Below are 19,025 nucleotides of genomic sequence, written 5' to 3' on the forward strand. Positions count from 1 at the left end.
GGTTCATGGGACGGGAACGGATCCGGTACTGGGCCGGATGACTCGAGCCGGGTGATCGGTGGTGACACCGTCTGCGCCCCAGGCGATGGCTCGGTCGACTTCAGTTCGGGTCGGCGCCGGCCAGAGGCAGTACTCCAGCCCTTTGTCGTGGGCCTGCTTGATGAGCTCCGGACTGCTTCCCTGCCACCCGACCCCGACCCACTGGGTACCGATGGCGAGTGCCTGCTCCAGCAGTTCTTCGGACCCGGTCTCGGACAACAGTGCGCAGCGTAGGTCGCCGAATGCCTCGGCGAGGGGTTCAAGCCTCTCGGCGTGGAAACTGATCGGCTGGATCTGCTGTCGCAATTCCGCGCGGTCGGCCAACTGGCGGCGCAGTGGCTCGACCACCGCGTCGGTTTTGATCTCCGCCAGGATCGTGATGTCCAGGGCTTCGATCGCTTCTTCGAAGGTGGGGATGTGCTCGCCGTTGCCGGCGTCCAGGCGTTGCAGTTCGGCGAGACTGAGTTCATCGACTGCGCCGTGACCGTTGGTTGTGCGGTCGACTGTCGGGTCGTGAATGAGGACGATGTGACCGTCTTTGGTGAGGCGCAGGTCGAGTTCGACCTCGTCCACGCCGTCCTGGACAGCGCGAAGGTAGGAGGGGATTGTGTTCTCGGGCATGTAGCCCATGGCGCCGCGGTGACCGGTGATGCGAAACGGTGCCACCGGTGTCAGCCCTCGTCTCCGGCGAGCTTGTCGTACTTCGGTTTGATCTTCTCCGCGCCGGCCTTGAGCTGCTCGGCGACGCCGTCCAGCACCTGTTGGGCCGGCTGATTGTCGCCGTAGATCTTCTGCAACCCCCCGTAGATGATGGGTGAAGCGTTCTGCACGTAGGCGTCGAGCTCATCGAGCTGGCCGGCCTGCGCCAACTGGGCGATGGCCACGCCGCGGTTGGGGTCCTTCTTCAGCGCGGTCTGGTATTCGGTCCGACTCACTGCCTCCTTCACGACCGGTAGGTAACCGGTGCCCAATGACCAGGTTGCGGCCGATTCTGGTGAGGAGAGGAACTTGATCACTTCCCAGGCGGCTTCCTTGCGCTCCTTGGGTATGCCCTTGAAGATCGAAAGCCCGCCGCCGCCCGTGGGTACTCCATGGGTGACTTGTTTGGGCAGTGGGCTGACGCCGACCTCGAACTTGGCTGCCTCGTAGGTGCCGGCCAACGCCCCGGTCGAGTTCATGTAGGTGCCGACGAGGCCGTTCTTGAAGTTCGTCCCATAATCACGGGAGAGGACGGCCATCTTGTCGTCGAAGATCAGCTTTCGCATCCAGTCGGCACACTCGACGGCGCCGTCCTTGTTGATGGTGACGTCGAGGCCCTTGGAGATGCGTCCGCCGAACTGCCACACGCTGGCTTCGAATTCCCAGCTGTCACCACCGGACAGTTCGGTCACCTTCACGGGCTTGCCGGCGGCCTTCTGCTGGATCAGCGCAGGTCCCCACTCCCGCAGTTCTGTCCAGGTCTCAGGTCCGCGGTCGGGTAGTCCGGCCTTGGCGAACAGATCCTTGTTGTAGTACATGATCGGTGTGCTGCGGGCGAACGAGATCCAGTACAGCTTGTTCTTGATCACGCCGGCGTCGAACAGGTTCGGGTAGAACGACGCTGTGAACGCGTCGTCGACGTAGCTGTCGAGCTCTTCGAGCGTTTCGTTGAGGAAGAAGACCTGCCAGGCAGTCTGACCGAACGCCATGATGTCGGGGACGGCCTTCGCTCGCAAGGCGGCGGTGACCTTGGAAGTGGCGTCGAAGTAGTTCCCTTGGAACTGTGCTTGGGCGTAGATGTCGTTCTGTGAGTCGTTGAACTTGTTGATCAGCTCGTTCAGAACGTTGCCCGGCTTCCCGTTCCACGAGCTCCACAGGACGACCTTCTGACCGCGTTTGCGGTACTTCTCCGGCACCTTGACGTCGACTGCAGCGAACCCGCCCCCTGCTCCGCCGCCACCGCCACCTGAGCAGGCCGCAAGAGCAGGAGCTGCGAGAGCGCCGGCGCCGGCCAGTTTGAGCAGTGAGCGTCTGCTCAACCCGGTTCCAAGGCTGAGGGGGGAGTTGTTTCCGGACATGTGATGTGGTCCTTCCAGCTGTGACGGCAATGAGTGGGTCAGCCCTTGATCGCGCCGCCGGAGAATCCGGCGACGATGTAGCGCTGTGCCAGGAGGAAGACGATGATCATGGGTGCGGCGACCATGACGGTGCCGGCCATGATGGCGCCCCAGTCGTTGTAGCCCTCCTGGGATTTCAGGTAGAGCAGGCCGACCGGCAAGGTGCGCATCTGGGTTGTCGTGGTGATGATCAGTGGCCAGATGAAGTCGTTCCATACTTCGATGACCGAGATCAGCGTGACGGTGATCATCATCGGCCGAGACATGGGCGCGACCAGTTGGAGAAGGATCCGTAGGTGGCCGGCTCCGTCGACGCTGGCGGCCTCGAACACCTCGCGCGGGAGGCTCATCATCTGTTGGCGTAACAAGAACATTCCGAACGCTGATCCGGCCCCAGGGATGATGAGCCCCGCGTAGGTGTCGACCCAGCCGAGGTGGGAGGCGGTCAGATAGTTGGGCAGTAACGTGATCGTGCCCGGGGTCATCAGTGCGCCGAGCAGCAGGAAGAAGATGCCCCGCTTGAAGGGAAACGGCAGGAACGTGAAGGCGTAGGCGGAGCCGGTTGCCAACAGCATCTTGATGGTGGTTCCGATGACGGTGACGACAATCGAGTTGATGAAGAAGGATCCGAACGGCGCGTCGTGCCAGGCGTTGGCAAAGTTCGACCAGTGCAGGTGCTGCGGGATCCATTGGAGTGGGAAGCGGTAGATCTCGCCGCTGGGTTTGACCGCTGAGCTGAGCAGCCAGTACAGCGGCATGATGAAGACAGCAGCGATCAGCACCAGTAGTGCGTAGATGACGATCTGTCTGGAGACTGCTCTGCCGGCGGTGTCTCGCCGTGCTGAGGTGTTGGCGCTCACTGGTAGGTCACCTTCCGCTCGGCGAATCGGGTCATCAGGAAGGTGATCGCCAGCAGGATGATCAGCATGACCACTGCCGCGGCAGCTGCCAGGCCGGCATCGGATGCCTGGAATGCCTTCTGGTAGATGAACCAGCTCAAGGTCGTCGAAGAGATGCCTGGACCGCCCCCGGTCATGATGGCGGTGACGTCATAGGCCTGGAAGGTGCCGATGACCGATGTCACGACCAGGAAGTAGGTGACCGGGGACAGCAGCGGCACAGTGACGTAGCGGAAGCGCGACCAGCCGCCCGCACCGTCCAGCGTCGCGGCCTCGAACAGGTCACTGGGGAGGTTCTGCATGCCGGCGACGTAGATGATCGCGCAGAAGCCGATTCCCTTCCAGAGGTACACCATCACGAGTGCATAGAGCGAATAGTGAGAGCTGGTCGTCCACTGAGGTGAGGTGATCCCCAGTGGCTCCAGGACTGCGCGCAGCAGGCCGAAGCTCGGGTCGAGGATGAACAGCCAGAGTGTGGCGATCGCAGCCCCGGAGACGATGTGTGGTGCGAAGCTGACCGTTCGCACCAGACCACGGCCGATGAGTCGCTGGTTGAGGACCAACGCCGTTGCCAGTCCCCCGACAACGGCACCGACAACGATCAGTGCCACGAACTTGAACGTGTTGAGCAGCACCTGGGCGAAGTCGGAGCTGGTGAACAGCTCGCGGTACTCCGCCGGACCGGCCCAGGTCGGACTCGGAGAGATCATGTCCCACGAGGTGAAGCTCAGATAGAGGTTGTAGATCACCGGCCAGTACGAGAAGACCAGGATGAGTGCGAGGTTCGGTCCGACCAACGCCGCGAAGAGAAGGTACTCCTTGCCGTGCCGCTGTAAGGCACGTTTCCAGTGCGGAGCAGCCTTCGCGGTTGCCGACGCTGTGACCGTGCCAGTTCGGCCGGCCAGAATGCCGGTCACGGCGCTGCCGCCGGTCGAGGTCGCCGCCGGCAGCGCGTGCCGGAGATCAAGGGGTGTCGTTCCATGCGAAGAGCCTCTCGGGTATCGCTCATCTGATCGGTCCAGTGGAAGCGAGTGGACATCGAATTAAGGCACTCGCGGCGCTTGCCTGACAATGACTCGAATCAATATGAGGTCTAGAGTGCTCACATGAGCGATACCGACGATGGTGCTGACCTGCAGAAGGTTGACGGCCGGCGACTACGCGGCAAACAGAGCCAGATGCTGTTGATGGCTGCGGTGGCGAGGCGCTACTACCTCCAGGAGCGTTCTCGCGTGCAGATCGCGGAGGAACTCGGCCTCTCCCGGTTTCAGGTCGGCCGGCTGCTGGAACGGTCTCGGGAGACTGGCTTGGTCCGGATCGAGATCGGCCTGCCCGATGACTTGGAGATGGATCTGTCCGTCCAGTTGCAGGATCGCTTCGGACTGCGGTACTGCGCCGTGACCCAGGCACCGGCCGACTCTCCGGAGTTGTTGCGGGGCATCGTCGGGCAAGCCGCAACCTCGCTGCTGCAAGAGATCGTGACCGATCGCGACGTCGTGGGCATTTCATCTACCCGCACGCTGATGGGACTCCCAGATCCTCCGGGTGGATTCAGCAGGTGCGCTGTTGTGCAGATCACCGGCGCGGTGTCGCGGATCGACGCGTGGGACGTGATGGAAGCCGTACGTCGGTTCACGCGGGCCGGTGGGGGACCGGCCTACCTCTACTACGCGCCGATGGTGTGCCCGAGTGATTCAGGTCCGGAAATCTATCGGAAGCAACCCGACTTCGTGCGCTGCCAACAGCTGTTTCGTGAGTTGACAGTCTGCGCCATCGGCATCGGCGCGTGGGGCGATGGACTGTCGACGGTCTATGAGGCAGCGTCGGCACGCGACCGGGAAACTGCTCGAGAGCTGGGGGTGTGTGCAGAGGTCGTCGGACACCTCCTGGATGATCGAGGCCGCAAAGTGCAGACGCCGCTCGACGAAAGGATGATCGGCATCTCCGAAGCCGAGCTGCGTTCCGTGCCCACGCGGATCGGTATCGCCTTCGACGTACGCAAGAGTGACGCCGTTCGAGCCGCGCTGACATCTGGACTGATCAACGGGATCGTCATTGATCACGACCTGGCTGAGGCTGTGCTCCTCGGCGCCCCATGACACGGATCCCGACCGTGACGTGGCCAGCAGGTTGCCTCGGGCAAGGATCGGTTGCTGAAGCAGTGGGTGACGAGTCGGGCGAAGGTAAGTCCCTCCCCGGCATTGACGTTGTTCAGCGACCGTTCAGGACCCGGTGAGTGCGGTCGTACGCCGTGGCGCTGTGATGCGCCCGGGCCAGCAGCGTGCCGGTCACCAGACCCAAGGTGGTCCAGAGAACGGCCAGCGTGCCGAGTGACCTGAGCCGGAACTGCCAGACCAGGCCGGCCGCGACGTCAGTGGGAGTCGCGTCGGGGGCGGCCGGCAGTCCGGCGAAGAGGACGACGCAACCGGCGGCCACAAGGCCGACGATGCTCCAGGAGAGGCGAGTGGTCGACCATCCTCGCCGCCGGGCGGCGCGGACGACGGCGAGCAGCGCCGTGACCGTCAGCGCCGCGATGGCGATCGCGCAGCCGTAGAGGAGCGTGCGTTCGGTGACCGTGTCCGGGTCGCCGACGGCCGGCGGGTTGGCGGGGTACTTGAGGCCGGGGGCGAGGGCGAAGATCGCGAAGCCGCCTCCGGCCACGACCAGCGCGCTGGTCAGGTCGCTGAGCTTCGACGACCGGCGGAAGCGGCTCAGGGCAACGGCGTACAGCACGGACAGCAGGAGGGCGGCGACGATCACCGCGATCGCACCGCCGACCTGCTGCAGGCCGCGCGAGACGAGCTCGGCCTCGTGCGTATGTTCGCCCTGCGCGTGCTCGATGGCGGCGCGGCTCTCCTCCACCTCCAGGGCGAGCCGGACGGTCGGTTCGACGACCACGAAGCTGAAGACCGCGGCGACCCCACCCGCCGCGAGTCCGCCGGCGAGTGAGGCACGAAAGGTTGACGGCCAGAGATTCATCGCGGCGCCCCTAGTGGCAGGGCACGCCGAGGATATGGCGTCCGTCGTGGGTGAACTCGTGGACGTGCGGCGCAACGGTGGACAGCACCGCACCGTTGTCATGGAGCATGAGATACAAGGCGATCAACGACAGTACGGCGATCAGATACGCCCAGACCGGGATGCGCTCGGCCGTGGTGGTCACATTGCTCATGTGTCGGGCTCTCCTTCGGTGTGTGATGAGAGTGCTCGGCGATAGACCTCGAGGTGTTGCTCGGCAGTGCCGGACCACGGGTACGCCGCGGCGACGGCCGGCCCGCGCCGGGCCAGCCGCTGCCGGGTTGCTTCGTCGTCGACCAGTCGCGCCAGGCCTTGTGCGAGTGAAGCCGCATCACCCGCGCCGGTCATCAGTGCGTCCTGCTCGTCGGTCAGGAACTCGTGGAAGACGTCGATGTCGGACGTCACGACGGGGAGTCCGGCGGCCATCGCCTCCAGGACCACCAGACCCCAGCCCTCCTTCATCGAGGGGAACGCGAAGCCGTCCGCGGCGCCGAACCACTCCGGCAGCTCCTCGTCGGAGACGGTGCCGAGCAGTACGACGTCCGTACCGAGCCGCAGCCCGCTCGGCTCGAGCGAGTCGAGCACCGTCTCGCGGTAGGCCCGGTAGTCCTGGAAGGAATGACCGCCGATGATCGCCAGCATCGGCGGATTCGGGTGCGTCGCCTTCAGCCGGGCCAAGGCCTCGACGAGATGGGCGGTGCCCTTGCGCGGCTCGATGCCACCCACGGTCAGATAGACGAAACGGTCGCCGGCGTTGATCCGCTGCCGCAGTTCCTTGCGACGCAGCTCGCTGACGCCGGCGCCGAACCGGTCGGTGCGGACGCCGTTGGTGACGATGCGCGCCTCGACCCCGTAGTCGCGCAGCAGGAGATCCTGCCAGAGCTTGCTGACCACGAGTACGTCGTCCGGCTCGAGGATCGCGTTGCGCTGGCAGTCCATCAGCGCCTGGGTGGTGAAGTCGTCGACGTGGTGGACCGTGCGGATCAGCCGGAACGGCGTACCCGCATCCCGGACCCGAGCCGCGGCCCGGGCCGAGATGCAGTCCTGGCTGTGCACGATGTCGAACTGGTCGCCGATCTCGGTGAGGAAGTCGGTCAGCGTCGCGATCGACTGGAACACCCGCTCCTCCAGCGTCGGCGCCGGTGGCGGCGCATCGACCAGCCGTACCGGTACGTCGACCTCCCGGAAGAAGCCCTTGCCCTGGTCGGACAGCGCGATCACGGTGACGTCGACCCCGGCCGCCTGCAGTGCTTCCGCAAGCTCGAGGGTGTGCACGACACCACCGCGTGGTTTCACCGAGTACGTCGTGAGCGCGAGGCGTAAGCGATCCACCGCAGCCACCGCCTACAGCTCCGCCGCAACCAGAGCGGGGTCGCGCAGTGCGATCGCGGACGCGGCGAGCGCCGCCCGGGCAGCCGTCTCGGTGACGATGCATCCGGCTCGGCGCAGCGTCTCCTGCTGGGACGCGAACCCCTGCGGGTCGAGTTCGGTGCCGAGCACGTAGGCGACGACGATCGCGCCGGAGCCGGTCACCTTCTCGATCGCGGGCGCGAGCATGCCGGCCGGATCGTCGTGCGCGCCATCGCCGATCACGACGTCCAGGAGAACCGCGGCGACACCGTCGTCGTCGACCTGACGCTCCAGGAACTCGATCCGGGCCTGCGGATCGATCATCGGGTGCGGCCGGCCCACCGTGTACTCCTCCTCGCCGAGGTCGAGGAACAGATGCGAGTCGGGCTTGGCCGAGTCGACGGTGAGCGACTTGTCCAGCGGGACGTTCGAGTGGATCGGGCCCAGGTGATCCGTGGCGATCGTCAGAGCCTCGTAGCAGAGCGTTCCGCCGCTGTAGAGACCGACGATCTTGCGTCGCGTCGGTGCCAGCCCGGTGATCAAACTCGCTACCTGCTCAGCCGACCCCTGAACCAGGTCCGGAGTCGATCCGCCGACCAGGGCGATCGTCTCGGCGGCGCCTCGTTCGAGGGTGTTGACCACTGTCACGTGGTCGGGAGTGGAGAGGCTGTCCCGCAGGCCCATCAGCGCGGCGACCGTGGGTTTGGAAGGCACCTTCAGCAGCCGTTCTGCGACCTCACGGGACGGCGGCTTCGACACCAGCAGGATCGCCTGCGTCCGCTCGTCCGCATCGAGTGCGCGCAGCGCGGACTCGGCCATCAGGCCGCCGACCTCGGGGGACAGGTCGCGGCCGCCCACACCGATGACGTGCGAGACGCCGATTCCCCAGCGGTCCAGCAGGCTCATCACCTCTTGCGCGCCGGTCCCCGCGGCAGCAACGATGCCGACCGGTCCGGCGCTGACCCGGTTCGCGAACCCGAGTCCGGCGCCGGCGATCATCGCCGTACCGGCACCGGGACCCATCACCAGCCGGCCGAGGTCGCGGGCGCGTTGCTTGAGCTCGATCTCTTCCTCGAGCGGCACGTTGTCGCTGAAGAGCAGCACGTTCAGACCAGCCGTCAACGCCTTGTGCGTCTCCAGTGCGGCGTACGAGCCCGGCACCGAGATGATGGCCACGTTCGCGTCCGGCCTCTCGGCCAGCGCCTCGCCCAGATCGGTGGCGTTCGGTACGTCGCCGTCCGCCTCCTGCGCGGTAGCGGCGAAGAGTGTCTCCGAGGCCGTCTCGAGCGCTGCTGCTGCCGAATCGTCGTCGTCGGCCCGGACGGCCAGGACGAGATCGTTGGCCGCCGCGCCCTCCACATCGCCGGCGATGCCTTGCTCCGCAAGGGTCTCGAGGTTGGCGGGGGTGGCCATCAGGGCCCAGCCCCAGGACACTCCGGGCGATCCGAGGATCGCGCGGGTGGCCTCGAGGAGGCGCACGCTGTCCTTGTAGGAGTTCTTGCGTACGGCGACGCGGGTGCTCATCCGACCAGCTCCTTGGTGGTGGCAGGGGTGGGGACGTCCTCGGTCAGGATCCGAGTGCCACGGGTGCCCTCGACGATTCCGTGCGGCTCGTCGAGGGTCGCGTAGACGAGTTCAGGGGTGGTGATGGCCGCGAAGCGCGGCCGCTCGACCGAGGCCGAGCCTTCGACGAACTTGATCGCGGCGCTCATCTTCGGGCCCATGCTCCCGGGCGGGAACTGCCCGTCGGCCAGGTGGCGGCGGGCCTCGGTCACGGTCAGTTGCTCGACGGACCGCTCCTGCGGCGTACCGAAGTCGAGCTTCACCGAGGGGACACCGGTGACCATGACGAGTGCGGTCGCGTTCGACGCGACGGCGATCCGCTCGGCGGCGAAGTCCTTGTCGATGACGGCGTCGACGCCGCGGTAGGCGCCGTTCTCCTCGACCACCGGGATGCCGCCGCCGCCCGCGGCGACGACGATGTGACCCGACTGGGTCAGCGCCGCGACGGCGTTCGCCTCGAGGATCGCCTGCGGGGTGGGGGAGGGGACGACCCGGCGGAAGCCGCGACCCGCGTCCGAGACCATGGTCCAGCCGCGCGTGGCCGCGAACTGCTCTGCCTCGGCCTGCCCGAAGAACGGCCCGATCGGCTTGCTGGGGGCGGCGAACGCGGGGTCGTCGCGGTCGACGACGATGTGGGTCACGACTGAGACCGCACCGGAGATCTCCCGGCCGCACACCTCGTGCAGGGCCAGGCAGATCAGGCTTCCCAGTGCTCCCTGTGTCATCGCGCCGAGGGAGTACAGCGGCTGCGCCGGCACCAGCCGGGCACCTTCCTCGTGCTGGATCGCCAGGTTCCCGACCTGCGGCCCGTTCCCGTGCACGATGATGATCTGCCAGCCCTTGCGCAACAGCGAGCGGACGGACTTGGCCATCGCCAGCGCGTTCGAGTACTGCTCGTCCAAGGTGCCCCGCTGGTCCTCGCGGGTGAGTGCGTTGCCACCGAGGGCGATGACCGCGATGTCGCTCATAGATCAGGCTCCCACTGTCGTGCACGTCAGCTGTGCGTCCGCCTCGTTCGGATGACACAACATAGCAGACGGACGTGTCGTATAGTAGACGCCGAGGCGACCGACCAGGGAGAACTGCGATGACTGACGAGATGACCGCCCGTGCGCTCCGATCCTCCTGGCGAGCCTCGGAACAGAGCCTGTACTCGATCGGCGGCGGCGACGTCGAGCGCTATCAGCTCGCGGTCCGGCTGGTCCGCGCGATCGTCGACGAGCTGGGTGGTGTCCGGTCGACCGACGAGCTGGTCGACCGCTGGCCGCAGGCCGGCGAGATCGTGGCCGGCGCACTGGAGGGCACGGGCCTCGCGCTCGGCGCACTGCCGTTGGATCAGGTCGCGGGTGCGGCCTTCGCGCTGCGTCACGCCGCGCTGCAGGCCGAGGAGACCAGGCGGGCCAGGACCGAGCTGATCGCCGCGGCGAGGGCTGACGGTGCCGACTGGGTCGTCCTGCATGAGACCGGTGATCTGCTGGCCGGGTTCGCGGATCCCTACGGCTCCACCCGGATGCATCTCGGGTCCGGTCTCGCGATCGTCGCCGCGGTGCAGCCGGATCTGACCACGGGGGTGGCGGTTCGCACCCTGACGGTCGTCCGGCTCGACCCGCGCACCGGCGACCTCGTCGACGACGATCCCGGCATCGCGGACCTCCAGTACTCCGACAGTGCGTCGTTCCGCAGCGGAGAGGCCGCGCTGCGTGAGGTCGTGGAGGAGACGGCCGCGGCCGAACGTATCGGATGATAGACGAATGTATCGGTCAGGAGATACGGTAGGTCAATTGCGCTCCGCGAACCTTCGGCCACGTCGACACGCTCGGAAGGACCTCCCGTGACCCAGACCGCACAGACCCGCACCCCCATCGCCACCGTCGACGACGGCAGTCGGCTGAGTGACCTGATTCTCGAGCTCCAGGAGAAGGGGCTCACGGTCAGCGGCCCGCTGGAGCGCAGGCCGGGCGGTGCCGGGCCCTCGGACGCGGGCATGATCTGGGTCGAGGGCACGCCTGTCACGGTCCCGGTCGACGCCGCGTACGTCGCCAATACGCCGTACTCGCTCGAGAGGGAGGACTCCGGGCACGGGATCTACCGTGACGGGGTGCGGCTGGCTTCCGCGACACCGGCTGGGCGGCCGCGCTTCTACGACCTGGAGACCGCGGACGGGACGCCGTACTGGAAGCTCGCGCTGATGCATCTGGACTCGCTCGCGAGCACGGTTCTGCAGACCTGTGCGTACTGGGGCAACGACGACCAGTGCAAGTTCTGTGGCATCGGCGTCTCGCTCGCGTCGGGTAACACGGTCAAGGTGAAGCGGCCCGAGCAGCTCGCCGAGGTCGCGGTCGCCGCCCGCGACCTCGACGGTGCCGTGGACATCACTCTCACCACCGGATCGACCTGGGGCAAGGACCGCGGCGCGTACTACGTCAGCAAGTGTGGCCACGCGATGAAGGAGGCCTCCGGGTTGCCGGTGGAGGTGCAGTTCGAGCCGCCGACCGATCTGGCCGTCATCGACAAGGTGCACAGCCTGGGCATCGACTCGCTCGGCATCCACGTCGAGTCGTTCGATCCGCAGGTGCTGGCCCGGATCGCTCCGCCGAAGGCCCGTACCGGTATCGAGCGCTACTTCGAGACCTGGGAGTACGCCGTCGAGCGGTTCGGCGAAGGCCAGGTGTCGACGTACGTCATCCTCGGTATGGGCGAGGATCCCGAGGTCACCCTGGCCGGCTGCAAGCGGGCGATCGACATCGGGGTCTACCCGTTCATCGTGCCGCTGCGCCCGGTGCCGGGGAGCCTGATGGCCGACTCCGTCCCGCCGAGCCGCGCCTACACCGAGAGCATTGCCCGGGTGGTGGCGCCCGAACTGGTCAAGCGAGGACTGACCGCGGACAAGGTCTCGGCCGGTTGCGCGCGGTGTCAGGCGTGTTCGGCGCTGGGATCCCTCGAGCGAACCATCCAGCTGGGTATGCCCAGCCTGCCGGTGCGAAGTGCATCATGACCACGCGGTCGGCCGAGATCGGCGTCTGGCGGGCCCTCGACCGTGATCTGGCCAAGCACTATGCGATCCGGCAACGGGTCTTCGTGCTCGAGCAGCGGATCATGGAGTTCACCGACCTCGATCCGCACGACCGGGACACCCGCACCATCCACGTGCTCGCCGCCCAGGGGTCCTGTGCGGCAGGCACTGTGCGGCTCTATCCGCTGGACGGCGAGCTGTGGCAGGGCGACCGGCTGGCCGTCCTTGCCTCGCACCGGTCGTCGATGGTCGGGGCGGAGCTCGTTCGCTTCGCGGTCGCGACGGCCGGCGGGCTGGGCGGTGCGCAGATGCTCGCGCAGATTCAATTGCCCAACGTGCGCTTCTTCGAACGTCTCGGCTGGACACGTGCGGGCGCGGCAGCGCCGTACTGCGGGCTACCTCATCAGCCGATGGTCTACGACCTGACGCAGGCGCCGGCCACCACCTGGCCAGGCCGACCGGACGAGCTCGTTCTCGAGCCGCTCGCCGAAGTACAGGACCTGCGCGCCGGCTAGGCCCACAGGCCGGTGATCGTCTCGGTGGCCAGGTCCATCAGGGTCGCCGTGCGGCCGCCGGATCCGATCGTCAGCAGACTCGTCTCGGTCACCTCACCCACCTGCGCACAGACCAGGTCGTGGGCCTCGAACACCGCCGCACAATCCGCTGCGCGCTCGGCCGGAGTGGTCAGCCAGAACGCGTACGTCGGGAAGGCGATCAGCCAGCGCAACGGGTCGGTGCCGGCCGGGACCGGCATCCGATCGAGGTCGACGTGGGCGCCGTGGCGGGTGAACTCCAGGAGCATGGCCAGCGAACCGAGCGCGCCGGCCATCGATACGTCCTTCGCCGCAACGGCCAGGCCGTCGTCGGCCACCTGGGCGAGCAGCCGGACATCGCGGGCCAGGGTCTCGGCCTGCTCCTCGATCGAGGTGAAGAACGGGAAGTCCGGCCGCATCGTGCCGTTCAGGCAAGCCGCGAACATGACCGCCTGCCCCGGTCGTACATGGGCCATCGAGAGCGGTGACCGCACCTGTCCGAGGGCGAACGCCGACAGCGAGGTGTCGGTCTCGGCCCGCGTCAGATGGCCTCCGACGATCGGTACGTCGTACATCCGCGCGGCGTCGGACATGCCGCGGAACACCTCGGTGATCTCGGCGTCGCGGCCGATCACCGTGTTCACGATGGCCTTCGGAACGCCGCCCATCGCGGCGACATCGTTGACGTTGGCAAGCACACTGGCGACGCCCGCGCCGTACGGGTCGGACCGCACGAACGGTGGCGAGATCGCCTCACCACAGACGACGGCGCGTGCTCCGTCGAGCTTCACCACGGCACCGTCGTCACCGGGGCCGTGGAGTGGATCGCCGGTGTCGACGAAGCCGGACACCTGGGCGATCGCGCCCTTCCCGGACACGCCCGCGTGCTGACGGACGACCGCCACCACCTCGTCCAGTGCTGGCGCCGGCTGGGTGCTGGTGAGGGTTGGCTCGGTCATGGTTCGTATCCTATAATAAACGTCCGTATCGGTCGAGAGATATCCGCTCCGGCTGCCATCCCTGGAAAGGCCACGTGATGAGTCAGACTCCCGTCGTCGAGCTGCCGGCCGCCGTTGATGTGATCAACATCGGGCTCCCCCTGTTCGAGAGCGCGCTGCGCGACCAGGGCCTGCCGGTCATCGGCGTGGACTGGCGGATCCCGGGCGGCGGTGAGGCGCGGACCGTGGCGGCCTTGTCCCGGCTGCTCGGCCCGCAGGCGGCCCGGATCGACCAGGCCAACGCGGAGGTGCTCCGCCGGCTCAACGAGGGCGTCCCACTGCTGGTCGGCATCGACCGCGCGGGTGCTGTGATCGAGGGCATGGGCGAGCGCGACATCCTGCACTGCGGCCCGTCCATCGCGTGGGAAGACATGCCGGATCCACTCCAGCGCTCGGTGCGGGCTGCCGTGGTGGCGGAGGGCTGGGCTCCTGATGTGGCGGCCGCAGGGCAGCTGGTCGAGTCGGGCGAGGTCCGCCTGGCGCCGGCCAACGAGCATCGGACCGTCGTACCGATGGCGACATCGATCGGTCCGTCCGCGCCGGTGTACGTCGTGCAGAACGAGCTCGGCGGTGTGACGGCGTACTCGAGCATCAACCAGGGATCTGGGGCAGTGCAGTGGTTCGGCGTCGACAGCGACGCTGCCATCGAGCGGATCCGCTTCGTCCGCGACAAGGTGGGACCGGTGCTGGCGGAAGCGCTGTCGAACCACGGGCCTGTGGATGCGTTCGCGCTCGCCGCGCAAGGCGTTCCGATGGGCGACGACGTACATATGCGGGTGCAGGCGACGACGAACCTGTTCCTGCGCGACCTTCTGCCTTACCTGGTTCGCGGTACGCACCCCGCGACGGCTGAGGTGGCGACCTTCCTGAGTGGCAACCACCTGATGTTCCTCAACGTGGCCATGGCCGCGGCGAAGTCGCTGGTGGAATGGGCCAGCGACGTACGCGGGTCGAGCATCGTGACCACGATGGCCCGCAACGGGACGACGTACGGCGTACGCCTTGCCGGCGGCGGCGATGACTGGTTCCTCGCGCCGTCTCCGCCGATCCAGGATGCCTTGTACTACCCAGGTTTCGGCCCGGAGACGAGCGCGCCGGACATCGGTGACAGCGCGGTGCTGGAGCTGGTCGGACTGGGCGGACCGGCGGCAGCGAACTCGCCTGCCGTGGCCGGCTTCCTCGGTGGCCGGATGTCCCACGCGATCGCGGCCACCCGGAGCATGCAGCGCATCTGCGCGGGGGAGAGCCCGCGGTTCAGGCTGCCGATCCTCGACAACGTCGGTACGCCGGTAGGTGTGGACGTGCGCAAGGTGGTCGAGCTGGGCATCACCCCGGCCGTGAACACCGGCATCATCCACGCGACCGCCGGGACCGGACAGGTCGGTGCGGGCGTGGCCTGGGCTCCGATCGAGTGCTTCACCGACGCCTTGCTCGATCTCGACCGACGTCTCGCGCCTGACGCGTGACAAGCCACCTAGCGCCGATCGTCGCCGGGGCGGGCGTCGCTGCCGCCCATCCCGACGGCGCGTACGGGACCGTTGTCGGCACCTTCCGGCACGGTTGCTACGTGCAGGTCCACGGTGGCATGTACGCCGTGGCCGGACCTGCCGTCGCACCCGGGCCGATCCACCTGATCGTCGAGCAGGCTCCCGCTCGGGTACCGGAAGGACTCGCGGTCTGGCGCGACGGCGGGCGGCTGCGCTCGACCGAGTGGCAGATCGACCTGGCCGGGGCCGCTGTCTTCAGGCCACGGATGCCCGGCCCGCGGGACCTCCAGCTGGCGGCGTCCGCACTCAATGCGATGCGCGGCCGGCTCGCTGTGCCCGACGATCTCCACTCTTGCTGGGACTCGGTACGCCGTGCCGTGGCCACCGACGATCTGACCGCGGCCAGGGAACTGCTCGAAGGTCGTGGCGGCGGCCTGACACCGACCGGCGACGACGTCCTCGCGGGCATCCTGCTGGTGCACGCCTGGCGAGGCGACGATCCGGAGGGGCTGTCGGAGGTTGCGCGGGCCGCGGCCACCACGAACCTCAGCCGGTCGTTCCTCAGTTGGGCGGCCCAGGGGCAGAGTCTGGCGCCTGTGCACGACCTGATGGCGCATGCGGCAGCGCACGATCAACCAGCGTTCGTCCACGCGGTCGCGACGGTGTCGGCGATCGGCGGATCGTCAGGAGTCGCGCTGCTCTGGGGCATCGGACTGGCCGCCGGCGCGGCCGGCACCCTCAGGAGTTGGCGCGCGGCAGCCGCCCCGCCTGCGCAAAGCACGACCTGAGCTGGCGGGGGAGCGTTGCCTCCAGGCGACGCAGCGCCGTACGTGCCTCGTCGGGAGCTCCGACCTCCCCGAGGAGCAAGAGTGAACCGGTCTGCCGGGCGACGGTGGCTGCCTCCTCGCCGCGTCCGAGCAGGTGGAACGCCAAGGCCTGGTACTTGAGTGAACTCGCCGCACGCGCGGCGACGAGCAGCGCTTCAGGGTCCTGGAGCCCCATCCGGCAGGCCACCTCGCGGACCCGCAGGTCCGCTCGCCACCGGAACGGCAGCCAGTGCTCGATCAGGCGCCCGGCCATCTCCAGGCGTTCGGCCGCGCGGTCGGCCTGGCCGTCCAGACGCTCGCTGTCCGCCAGCGAGCAGAGGGCATGCAGTTCCTGCTCGATCTGCAGGCTGCCCGCCTCCACCTCACGGGACTGACTCAGGGCCAGCTCCGACAACTCGTGCGCCCGGAGCGGTTCGCCCAGTTCGCGCCACACCCAGGCCAAGGTGGTGTTCGTCCGCGCTCGGTAGAACGAAACGTCGTACCGCTCGAGGATCTGCGCCTTCGTCTGCAGGACGGTCAGGGCGCCGGACAGGTCGCCGGCGTTGCCCCTGGCCAGGCCGGCGAAGAACAGTGCCCGCAGCAGCGGATGGAACGCGCCGATGCTGTTCGACACCGCGACCGCGTCGTCGAGGACCTCGATGGCCTCGCCGTAGCGGTCGGCATGGGCGAGCAAAGCGCCGAGACAGCTCGACACCGAGGCCTTCACCGCTCCGTCCTCGTCGCCGTTCTCGTTGAGGGCCCGCTCGTACGCGCGATGGGCGGCGTCGAAGTCGCCGGCCCAGTGCTTGGTCCTCCCGAGCAGGTTCCACGCGCTCGGTCGGGCGCCGGGCATCCGGGAGGCCTCGTCCGCGCGCGCCACCGCCTCCTCGACGTCGCGTCGGTAGTACGCCGTCCAGCCGAGCCGCTCGACCGCGGTGGCCCGGAGCGAGCGGTCACCTCGCGCAACCGCCAGCGCCTCGGCCTCCTGGTGATCGTCCGTCGCCGCGTCGAAGGCTCCGAGCTCTTCCTCGGCCGCACCGCGTCCGATCAGCGCGAGCCCTTCGAGCTCTTGGTCGTCTGCCTGGCGGGAGGTGTCGAGGGCGTTCGTGAACAGGCGCACGGCATCGGCGTTCGCAAACGAACGACGGGCCAGGGTGGCCGCCTCGTACCACGACCTCGCCGCGGCTTCGGTCAGTCCGGCCCGTTGCTGGTGATGTGCGCGCAGCTCCGGTCGCGCCGAGAAGATCTCCGCCAGCTGACGGTGCCGCAGGACCCGGACCGGTCCCGGCAGGTTGTCGTACAGCGCCTGACCCAGGATCGGCGGTGACGAGACGAACAACTCATTGCGAGAGGCAAGCAGTCCGGCCGCCATCGCCTTCTGCAAGGTGGGCATCAGGTTGACCGCCGGGCGGCCGACGAGCTCCTCGAGGGTGTCGACGTCGAACGCGGTCCCGATCACCGATGCGGACTGGAGTAGCTCCTCGACGTCGCTGCCACTGCGCCGTACCCGGTCCAGAACCATCGAGCGCAGCGTGCCAGGGATCTCCGCCTTGTTCTCGCCGCGAGTGAGGGCGGCGAGGACCTCGACCACGAACATCGGGTGGCCCTGCGTCAGCTCCCAGACGAAGGCTGCCTCGGTGGCACTTCCAGCCTGTTGTGCCAGCAGCGCCACGTCCGACTCGTCCAGCGGTCCGAGCTCGACCAGTACGCCGTTGCCCGCCAGTGCGCGCAGCTCCGGATCCAGGCGGTCGGACGGAACGGTCGCCACCACGAGGAGTGGTACGTCGTCGATCGTGTGCAGAAGCCACTGAAGTGCTTCCACCGTGGCCGTGCCGGCGAGGTGCAGGTCGTCGAAATACAGCAATAGCGGCCGGTCCTCCGCGGCGGTCGCAAGCACATGGCGCAGCGTGTTGAGGATCCGTCGATGCTCGATCTCCGGACTCGCACGCCGGTACTCCGTGACGCCCACGACGTCACGCAGATCCGGCACCAGCTCCACCGCGGTGTCCGTCCAGGAACCGAGCATGGCCGGCAGGGCGTCGGGAGCGGTGGAGAGAAGAATCCGGCTGAGCACAGTCAGGAGCGGCTGGAGCGGTGAGGATCGCTCGCCCTCGAAACAGTCGACTCTGATCGCGCGCGCGCCGCCGCGCTCGGCGTAGTCGGCCAGCTCCTGCGCGAGCGAGGAGCATCCCGAACCAGGGCTGCCGGTGACGACGATCGATCCGGCCTGTCCGGCGGCCGCGACATGCCAGCGCTCGACCATGGCGGCGTACTCGCCCTGTCTGCCGATCAGGGTTGAGCTGCCCGCGACGGACGCTGGGCGAGGCGTCAGGATCGGTCCGGGGTCGGCGCCGCTGACGATGGCACTGAACAACGCGTCGGTCTCCGGGCTCGGCTCCACCTCGAGCTCCCGGCGCAGCTCGAGCCGGAGCTCGTCGTACGTCTGCAACGCCGAGGCGCGGTCGCCGAGGTGCCATTGCGCGTTCATCAGCGCGCGGCCGGCCTGCTCGTCGTGGCGGAAGTGGGACAGGACCGACTCGGCCTGGTTCGCGATCTCGCTCCACATCCCGAGCCGGGCCTGGGCATCCCAGCTGGCCCGGTTCAGGCGGCGGGCCAGCGCGTCCACGTGGCGCTGCTGGTCCTCGGCCCAGGTCCGTTGGGCGACGGCGGGAGGCAGCTCGGGATGGCCACGAGTGAGCAGGCCGAAAGCGCGGCGCGCCGCGGTGACCGTCACGGCCGGGCTCAGGGCGGCGCGGGCCTGGGCCGACTTGGTCAGCTCCTCCAGGAGCGCGAGGTCACTGGTCCACGCCCGTCCGCAGTTGAAGCGGTAGCCGGTCGACGAGGAGCCGGCGATGACGTCGGATCCGACCGCCCGGCGCACCCTGCTCACCAGCGAGGCGATCACGCGGTCGGCACTGTGCGGAGCATCCTCGTCCCAGAGGGCGTCCACCAGAGCGTCGATGTCCACGAGCGCGCCACTGGCGGCGACCAGCCGGCGCAGCAGGATCCCGGCCCGGCCGGCCGGGATCGGGCCGAGCTGACGTCCGTCCGCGTCGGTGACCGTCAGGGCCCCGAGCACGTAGACGGTCGAGGGCGCCGCATGGCTCGGCATCAGGATGACGCTCCTCTCTCCCCAGTTTCTCCGACCATCTCCTATGGTATAAATACATCACTGATAGTGGAGGACGGGTGGTCCTCCCGGGCGAGTCGGCTGGAGAGGCAG

17 protein-coding genes are annotated in these 19,025 nt (G+C 67.9%); 6 read left to right on the top strand and 11 right to left on the bottom strand.

The window, feature by feature from the left end; genetic code table 11:
• Positions 1 to 3 precede the first annotated feature (3 nt).
• From AB0I34_RS18030 to AB0I34_RS18045, 4 genes are all read right to left on the bottom strand, one after another.
• Positions 4 to 669, bottom strand: coding sequence for a glycerophosphodiester phosphodiesterase family protein (locus AB0I34_RS18030; protein WP_360446566.1), 666 nt, complete (start codon positions 667 to 669; stop codon positions 4 to 6).
• A gap of 41 nt (positions 670 to 710) precedes the next feature.
• The gene (locus tag AB0I34_RS18035; RefSeq protein ID WP_360446331.1) at positions 711 to 2,057 is read right to left on the bottom strand and encodes an ABC transporter substrate-binding protein; all 1,347 of its coding nucleotides are present in this window, start codon (positions 2,055 to 2,057) and stop codon (positions 711 to 713) included.
• Between the two features lie 77 nt (positions 2,058 to 2,134).
• The gene (locus tag AB0I34_RS18040) at positions 2,135 to 2,995 is read right to left on the bottom strand and encodes a carbohydrate ABC transporter permease (RefSeq protein ID WP_360446333.1); all 861 of its coding nucleotides are present in this window, start codon (positions 2,993 to 2,995) and stop codon (positions 2,135 to 2,137) included.
• Positions 2,992 to 3,951 carry a sugar ABC transporter permease gene (locus AB0I34_RS18045; protein WP_360446335.1) on the bottom strand — a complete coding sequence of 320 codons (960 nt, stop codon included), beginning with the start codon at positions 3,949 to 3,951 and terminating at the stop codon, positions 2,992 to 2,994. Before AB0I34_RS18045 ends, AB0I34_RS18040 begins: the two co-directional genes overlap by 4 nt.
• A gap of 189 nt (positions 3,952 to 4,140) precedes the next feature.
• Here AB0I34_RS18045 and AB0I34_RS18050 point away from each other — a divergent pair, with 189 nt between their 5' ends.
• A complete protein-coding gene (locus AB0I34_RS18050; protein WP_360446337.1) occupies positions 4,141 to 5,133 on the top strand; it encodes a sugar-binding domain-containing protein in 993 nt (330 codons plus the stop codon).
• A gap of 112 nt (positions 5,134 to 5,245) precedes the next feature.
• Here AB0I34_RS18050 and AB0I34_RS18055 read toward each other — a convergent pair whose 3' ends face one another.
• From AB0I34_RS18055 to AB0I34_RS18075, 5 genes are read right to left on the bottom strand one after another with little or no spacing between them, the layout of a single operon-like run.
• On the bottom strand, positions 5,246 to 6,013 hold the full coding sequence (locus tag AB0I34_RS18055; RefSeq protein ID WP_360446338.1) for a CbtA family protein: 768 nt from the start codon (positions 6,011 to 6,013) through the stop codon (positions 5,246 to 5,248).
• A 10-nt stretch (positions 6,014 to 6,023) separates the two neighbouring features.
• Positions 6,024 to 6,206, bottom strand: coding sequence for a CbtB-domain containing protein (locus AB0I34_RS18060; RefSeq protein WP_360446340.1), 183 nt, complete (start codon positions 6,204 to 6,206; stop codon positions 6,024 to 6,026).
• Positions 6,203 to 7,384: an MSMEG_0565 family glycosyltransferase gene (locus AB0I34_RS18065; protein WP_360446342.1), complete on the bottom strand. Its 1,182-nt coding sequence runs from the start codon at positions 7,382 to 7,384 to the stop codon at positions 6,203 to 6,205. The genes AB0I34_RS18060 and AB0I34_RS18065 overlap by 4 nt, the downstream gene beginning before the upstream one ends.
• A gap of 12 nt (positions 7,385 to 7,396) precedes the next feature.
• The gene (locus AB0I34_RS18070; RefSeq protein ID WP_360446344.1) at positions 7,397 to 8,926 is read right to left on the bottom strand and encodes a hypothetical protein; all 1,530 of its coding nucleotides are present in this window, start codon (positions 8,924 to 8,926) and stop codon (positions 7,397 to 7,399) included.
• On the bottom strand, positions 8,923 to 9,933 hold the full coding sequence (locus tag AB0I34_RS18075) for a carbamate kinase (RefSeq protein ID WP_360446346.1): 1,011 nt from the start codon (positions 9,931 to 9,933) through the stop codon (positions 8,923 to 8,925). Before AB0I34_RS18075 ends, AB0I34_RS18070 begins: the two co-directional genes overlap by 4 nt.
• 119 nt (positions 9,934 to 10,052) lie before the next feature.
• On the opposite strand from AB0I34_RS18075, the gene AB0I34_RS18080 reads away from it, so the two are divergent.
• The 3 genes from AB0I34_RS18080 to AB0I34_RS18090 all read left to right on the top strand — a co-directional run bounded on the left by AB0I34_RS18080 (position 10,053) and on the right by AB0I34_RS18090 (position 12,493).
• Positions 10,053 to 10,709, top strand: a complete 657-nt coding sequence (locus AB0I34_RS18080; protein ID WP_360446348.1) for a hypothetical protein — start codon at positions 10,053 to 10,055, stop codon at positions 10,707 to 10,709.
• An 87-nt stretch (positions 10,710 to 10,796) separates the two neighbouring features.
• Positions 10,797 to 11,960 carry an MSMEG_0568 family radical SAM protein gene (locus AB0I34_RS18085; RefSeq protein WP_360446350.1) on the top strand — a complete coding sequence of 388 codons (1,164 nt, stop codon included), beginning with the start codon at positions 10,797 to 10,799 and terminating at the stop codon, positions 11,958 to 11,960.
• Positions 11,957 to 12,493: an MSMEG_0567/Sll0786 family nitrogen starvation N-acetyltransferase gene (locus AB0I34_RS18090; RefSeq protein WP_360446352.1), complete on the top strand. Its 537-nt coding sequence runs from the start codon at positions 11,957 to 11,959 to the stop codon at positions 12,491 to 12,493. Before AB0I34_RS18085 ends, AB0I34_RS18090 begins: the two co-directional genes overlap by 4 nt.
• Here the strand turns inward: AB0I34_RS18090 and AB0I34_RS18095 are convergent.
• Positions 12,490 to 13,470 carry an AIR synthase related protein gene (locus AB0I34_RS18095; RefSeq protein ID WP_360446354.1) on the bottom strand — a complete coding sequence of 327 codons (981 nt, stop codon included), beginning with the start codon at positions 13,468 to 13,470 and terminating at the stop codon, positions 12,490 to 12,492. The genes AB0I34_RS18090 and AB0I34_RS18095 overlap by 4 nt on opposite strands.
• A 77-nt stretch (positions 13,471 to 13,547) precedes the next feature.
• On the opposite strand from AB0I34_RS18095, the gene AB0I34_RS18100 reads away from it, so the two are divergent.
• Together AB0I34_RS18100 and AB0I34_RS18105 are read left to right on the top strand one after the other, a co-directional pair.
• On the top strand, positions 13,548 to 14,975 hold the full coding sequence (locus AB0I34_RS18100; RefSeq protein ID WP_360446356.1) for a DUF1116 domain-containing protein: 1,428 nt from the start codon (positions 13,548 to 13,550) through the stop codon (positions 14,973 to 14,975).
• Positions 14,972 to 15,784, top strand: a complete 813-nt coding sequence (locus tag AB0I34_RS18105; protein WP_360446358.1) for a DUF2877 domain-containing protein — start codon at positions 14,972 to 14,974, stop codon at positions 15,782 to 15,784. The genes AB0I34_RS18100 and AB0I34_RS18105 overlap by 4 nt, the downstream gene beginning before the upstream one ends.
• On the opposite strand, the gene AB0I34_RS18110 is transcribed toward AB0I34_RS18105, so the two are convergent.
• Positions 15,735 to 18,914, bottom strand: a complete 3,180-nt coding sequence (locus tag AB0I34_RS18110) for an AAA family ATPase (protein WP_360446360.1) — start codon at positions 18,912 to 18,914, stop codon at positions 15,735 to 15,737. The two genes, AB0I34_RS18105 and AB0I34_RS18110, sit on opposite strands and share 50 nt — an antisense overlap.
• Positions 18,915 to 19,025 lie beyond the last annotated feature (111 nt).

Source organism: Kribbella sp. NPDC050281, assembly GCF_040655855.1.
Lineage (GTDB): Bacteria > Actinomycetota > Actinomycetes > Propionibacteriales > Kribbellaceae > Kribbella.

Excerpts from the sequence above, each read along its gene's own strand:
- AB0I34_RS18095 (WP_360446354.1), bottom strand. The coding sequence starts at position 13,470 with ATGACCGAGCCAACCCTCACCAGCACCCAGCCGGCGCCAGCACTGGAC.
- AB0I34_RS18030 (WP_360446566.1), bottom strand. The coding sequence starts at position 669 with ATGGGCTACATGCCCGAGAACACAATCCCCTCCTACCTTCGCGCTGTC.
- AB0I34_RS18060 (WP_360446340.1), bottom strand. The coding sequence starts at position 6,206 with ATGAGCAATGTGACCACCACGGCCGAGCGCATCCCGGTCTGGGCGTAT.
- AB0I34_RS18055 (WP_360446338.1), bottom strand. The coding sequence starts at position 6,013 with ATGAATCTCTGGCCGTCAACCTTTCGTGCCTCACTCGCCGGCGGACTC.
- AB0I34_RS18110 (WP_360446360.1), bottom strand. The coding sequence starts at position 18,914 with ATGCCGAGCCATGCGGCGCCCTCGACCGTCTACGTGCTCGGGGCCCTG.
- AB0I34_RS18070 (WP_360446344.1), bottom strand. The coding sequence starts at position 8,926 with ATGAGCACCCGCGTCGCCGTACGCAAGAACTCCTACAAGGACAGCGTG.
- AB0I34_RS18100 (WP_360446356.1), top strand. The coding sequence starts at position 13,548 with ATGAGTCAGACTCCCGTCGTCGAGCTGCCGGCCGCCGTTGATGTGATC.
- AB0I34_RS18090 (WP_360446352.1), top strand. The coding sequence starts at position 11,957 with ATGACCACGCGGTCGGCCGAGATCGGCGTCTGGCGGGCCCTCGACCGT.
- AB0I34_RS18050 (WP_360446337.1), top strand. The coding sequence starts at position 4,141 with ATGAGCGATACCGACGATGGTGCTGACCTGCAGAAGGTTGACGGCCGG.
- AB0I34_RS18080 (WP_360446348.1), top strand. The coding sequence starts at position 10,053 with ATGACTGACGAGATGACCGCCCGTGCGCTCCGATCCTCCTGGCGAGCC.
- AB0I34_RS18075 (WP_360446346.1), bottom strand. The coding sequence starts at position 9,933 with ATGAGCGACATCGCGGTCATCGCCCTCGGTGGCAACGCACTCACCCGC.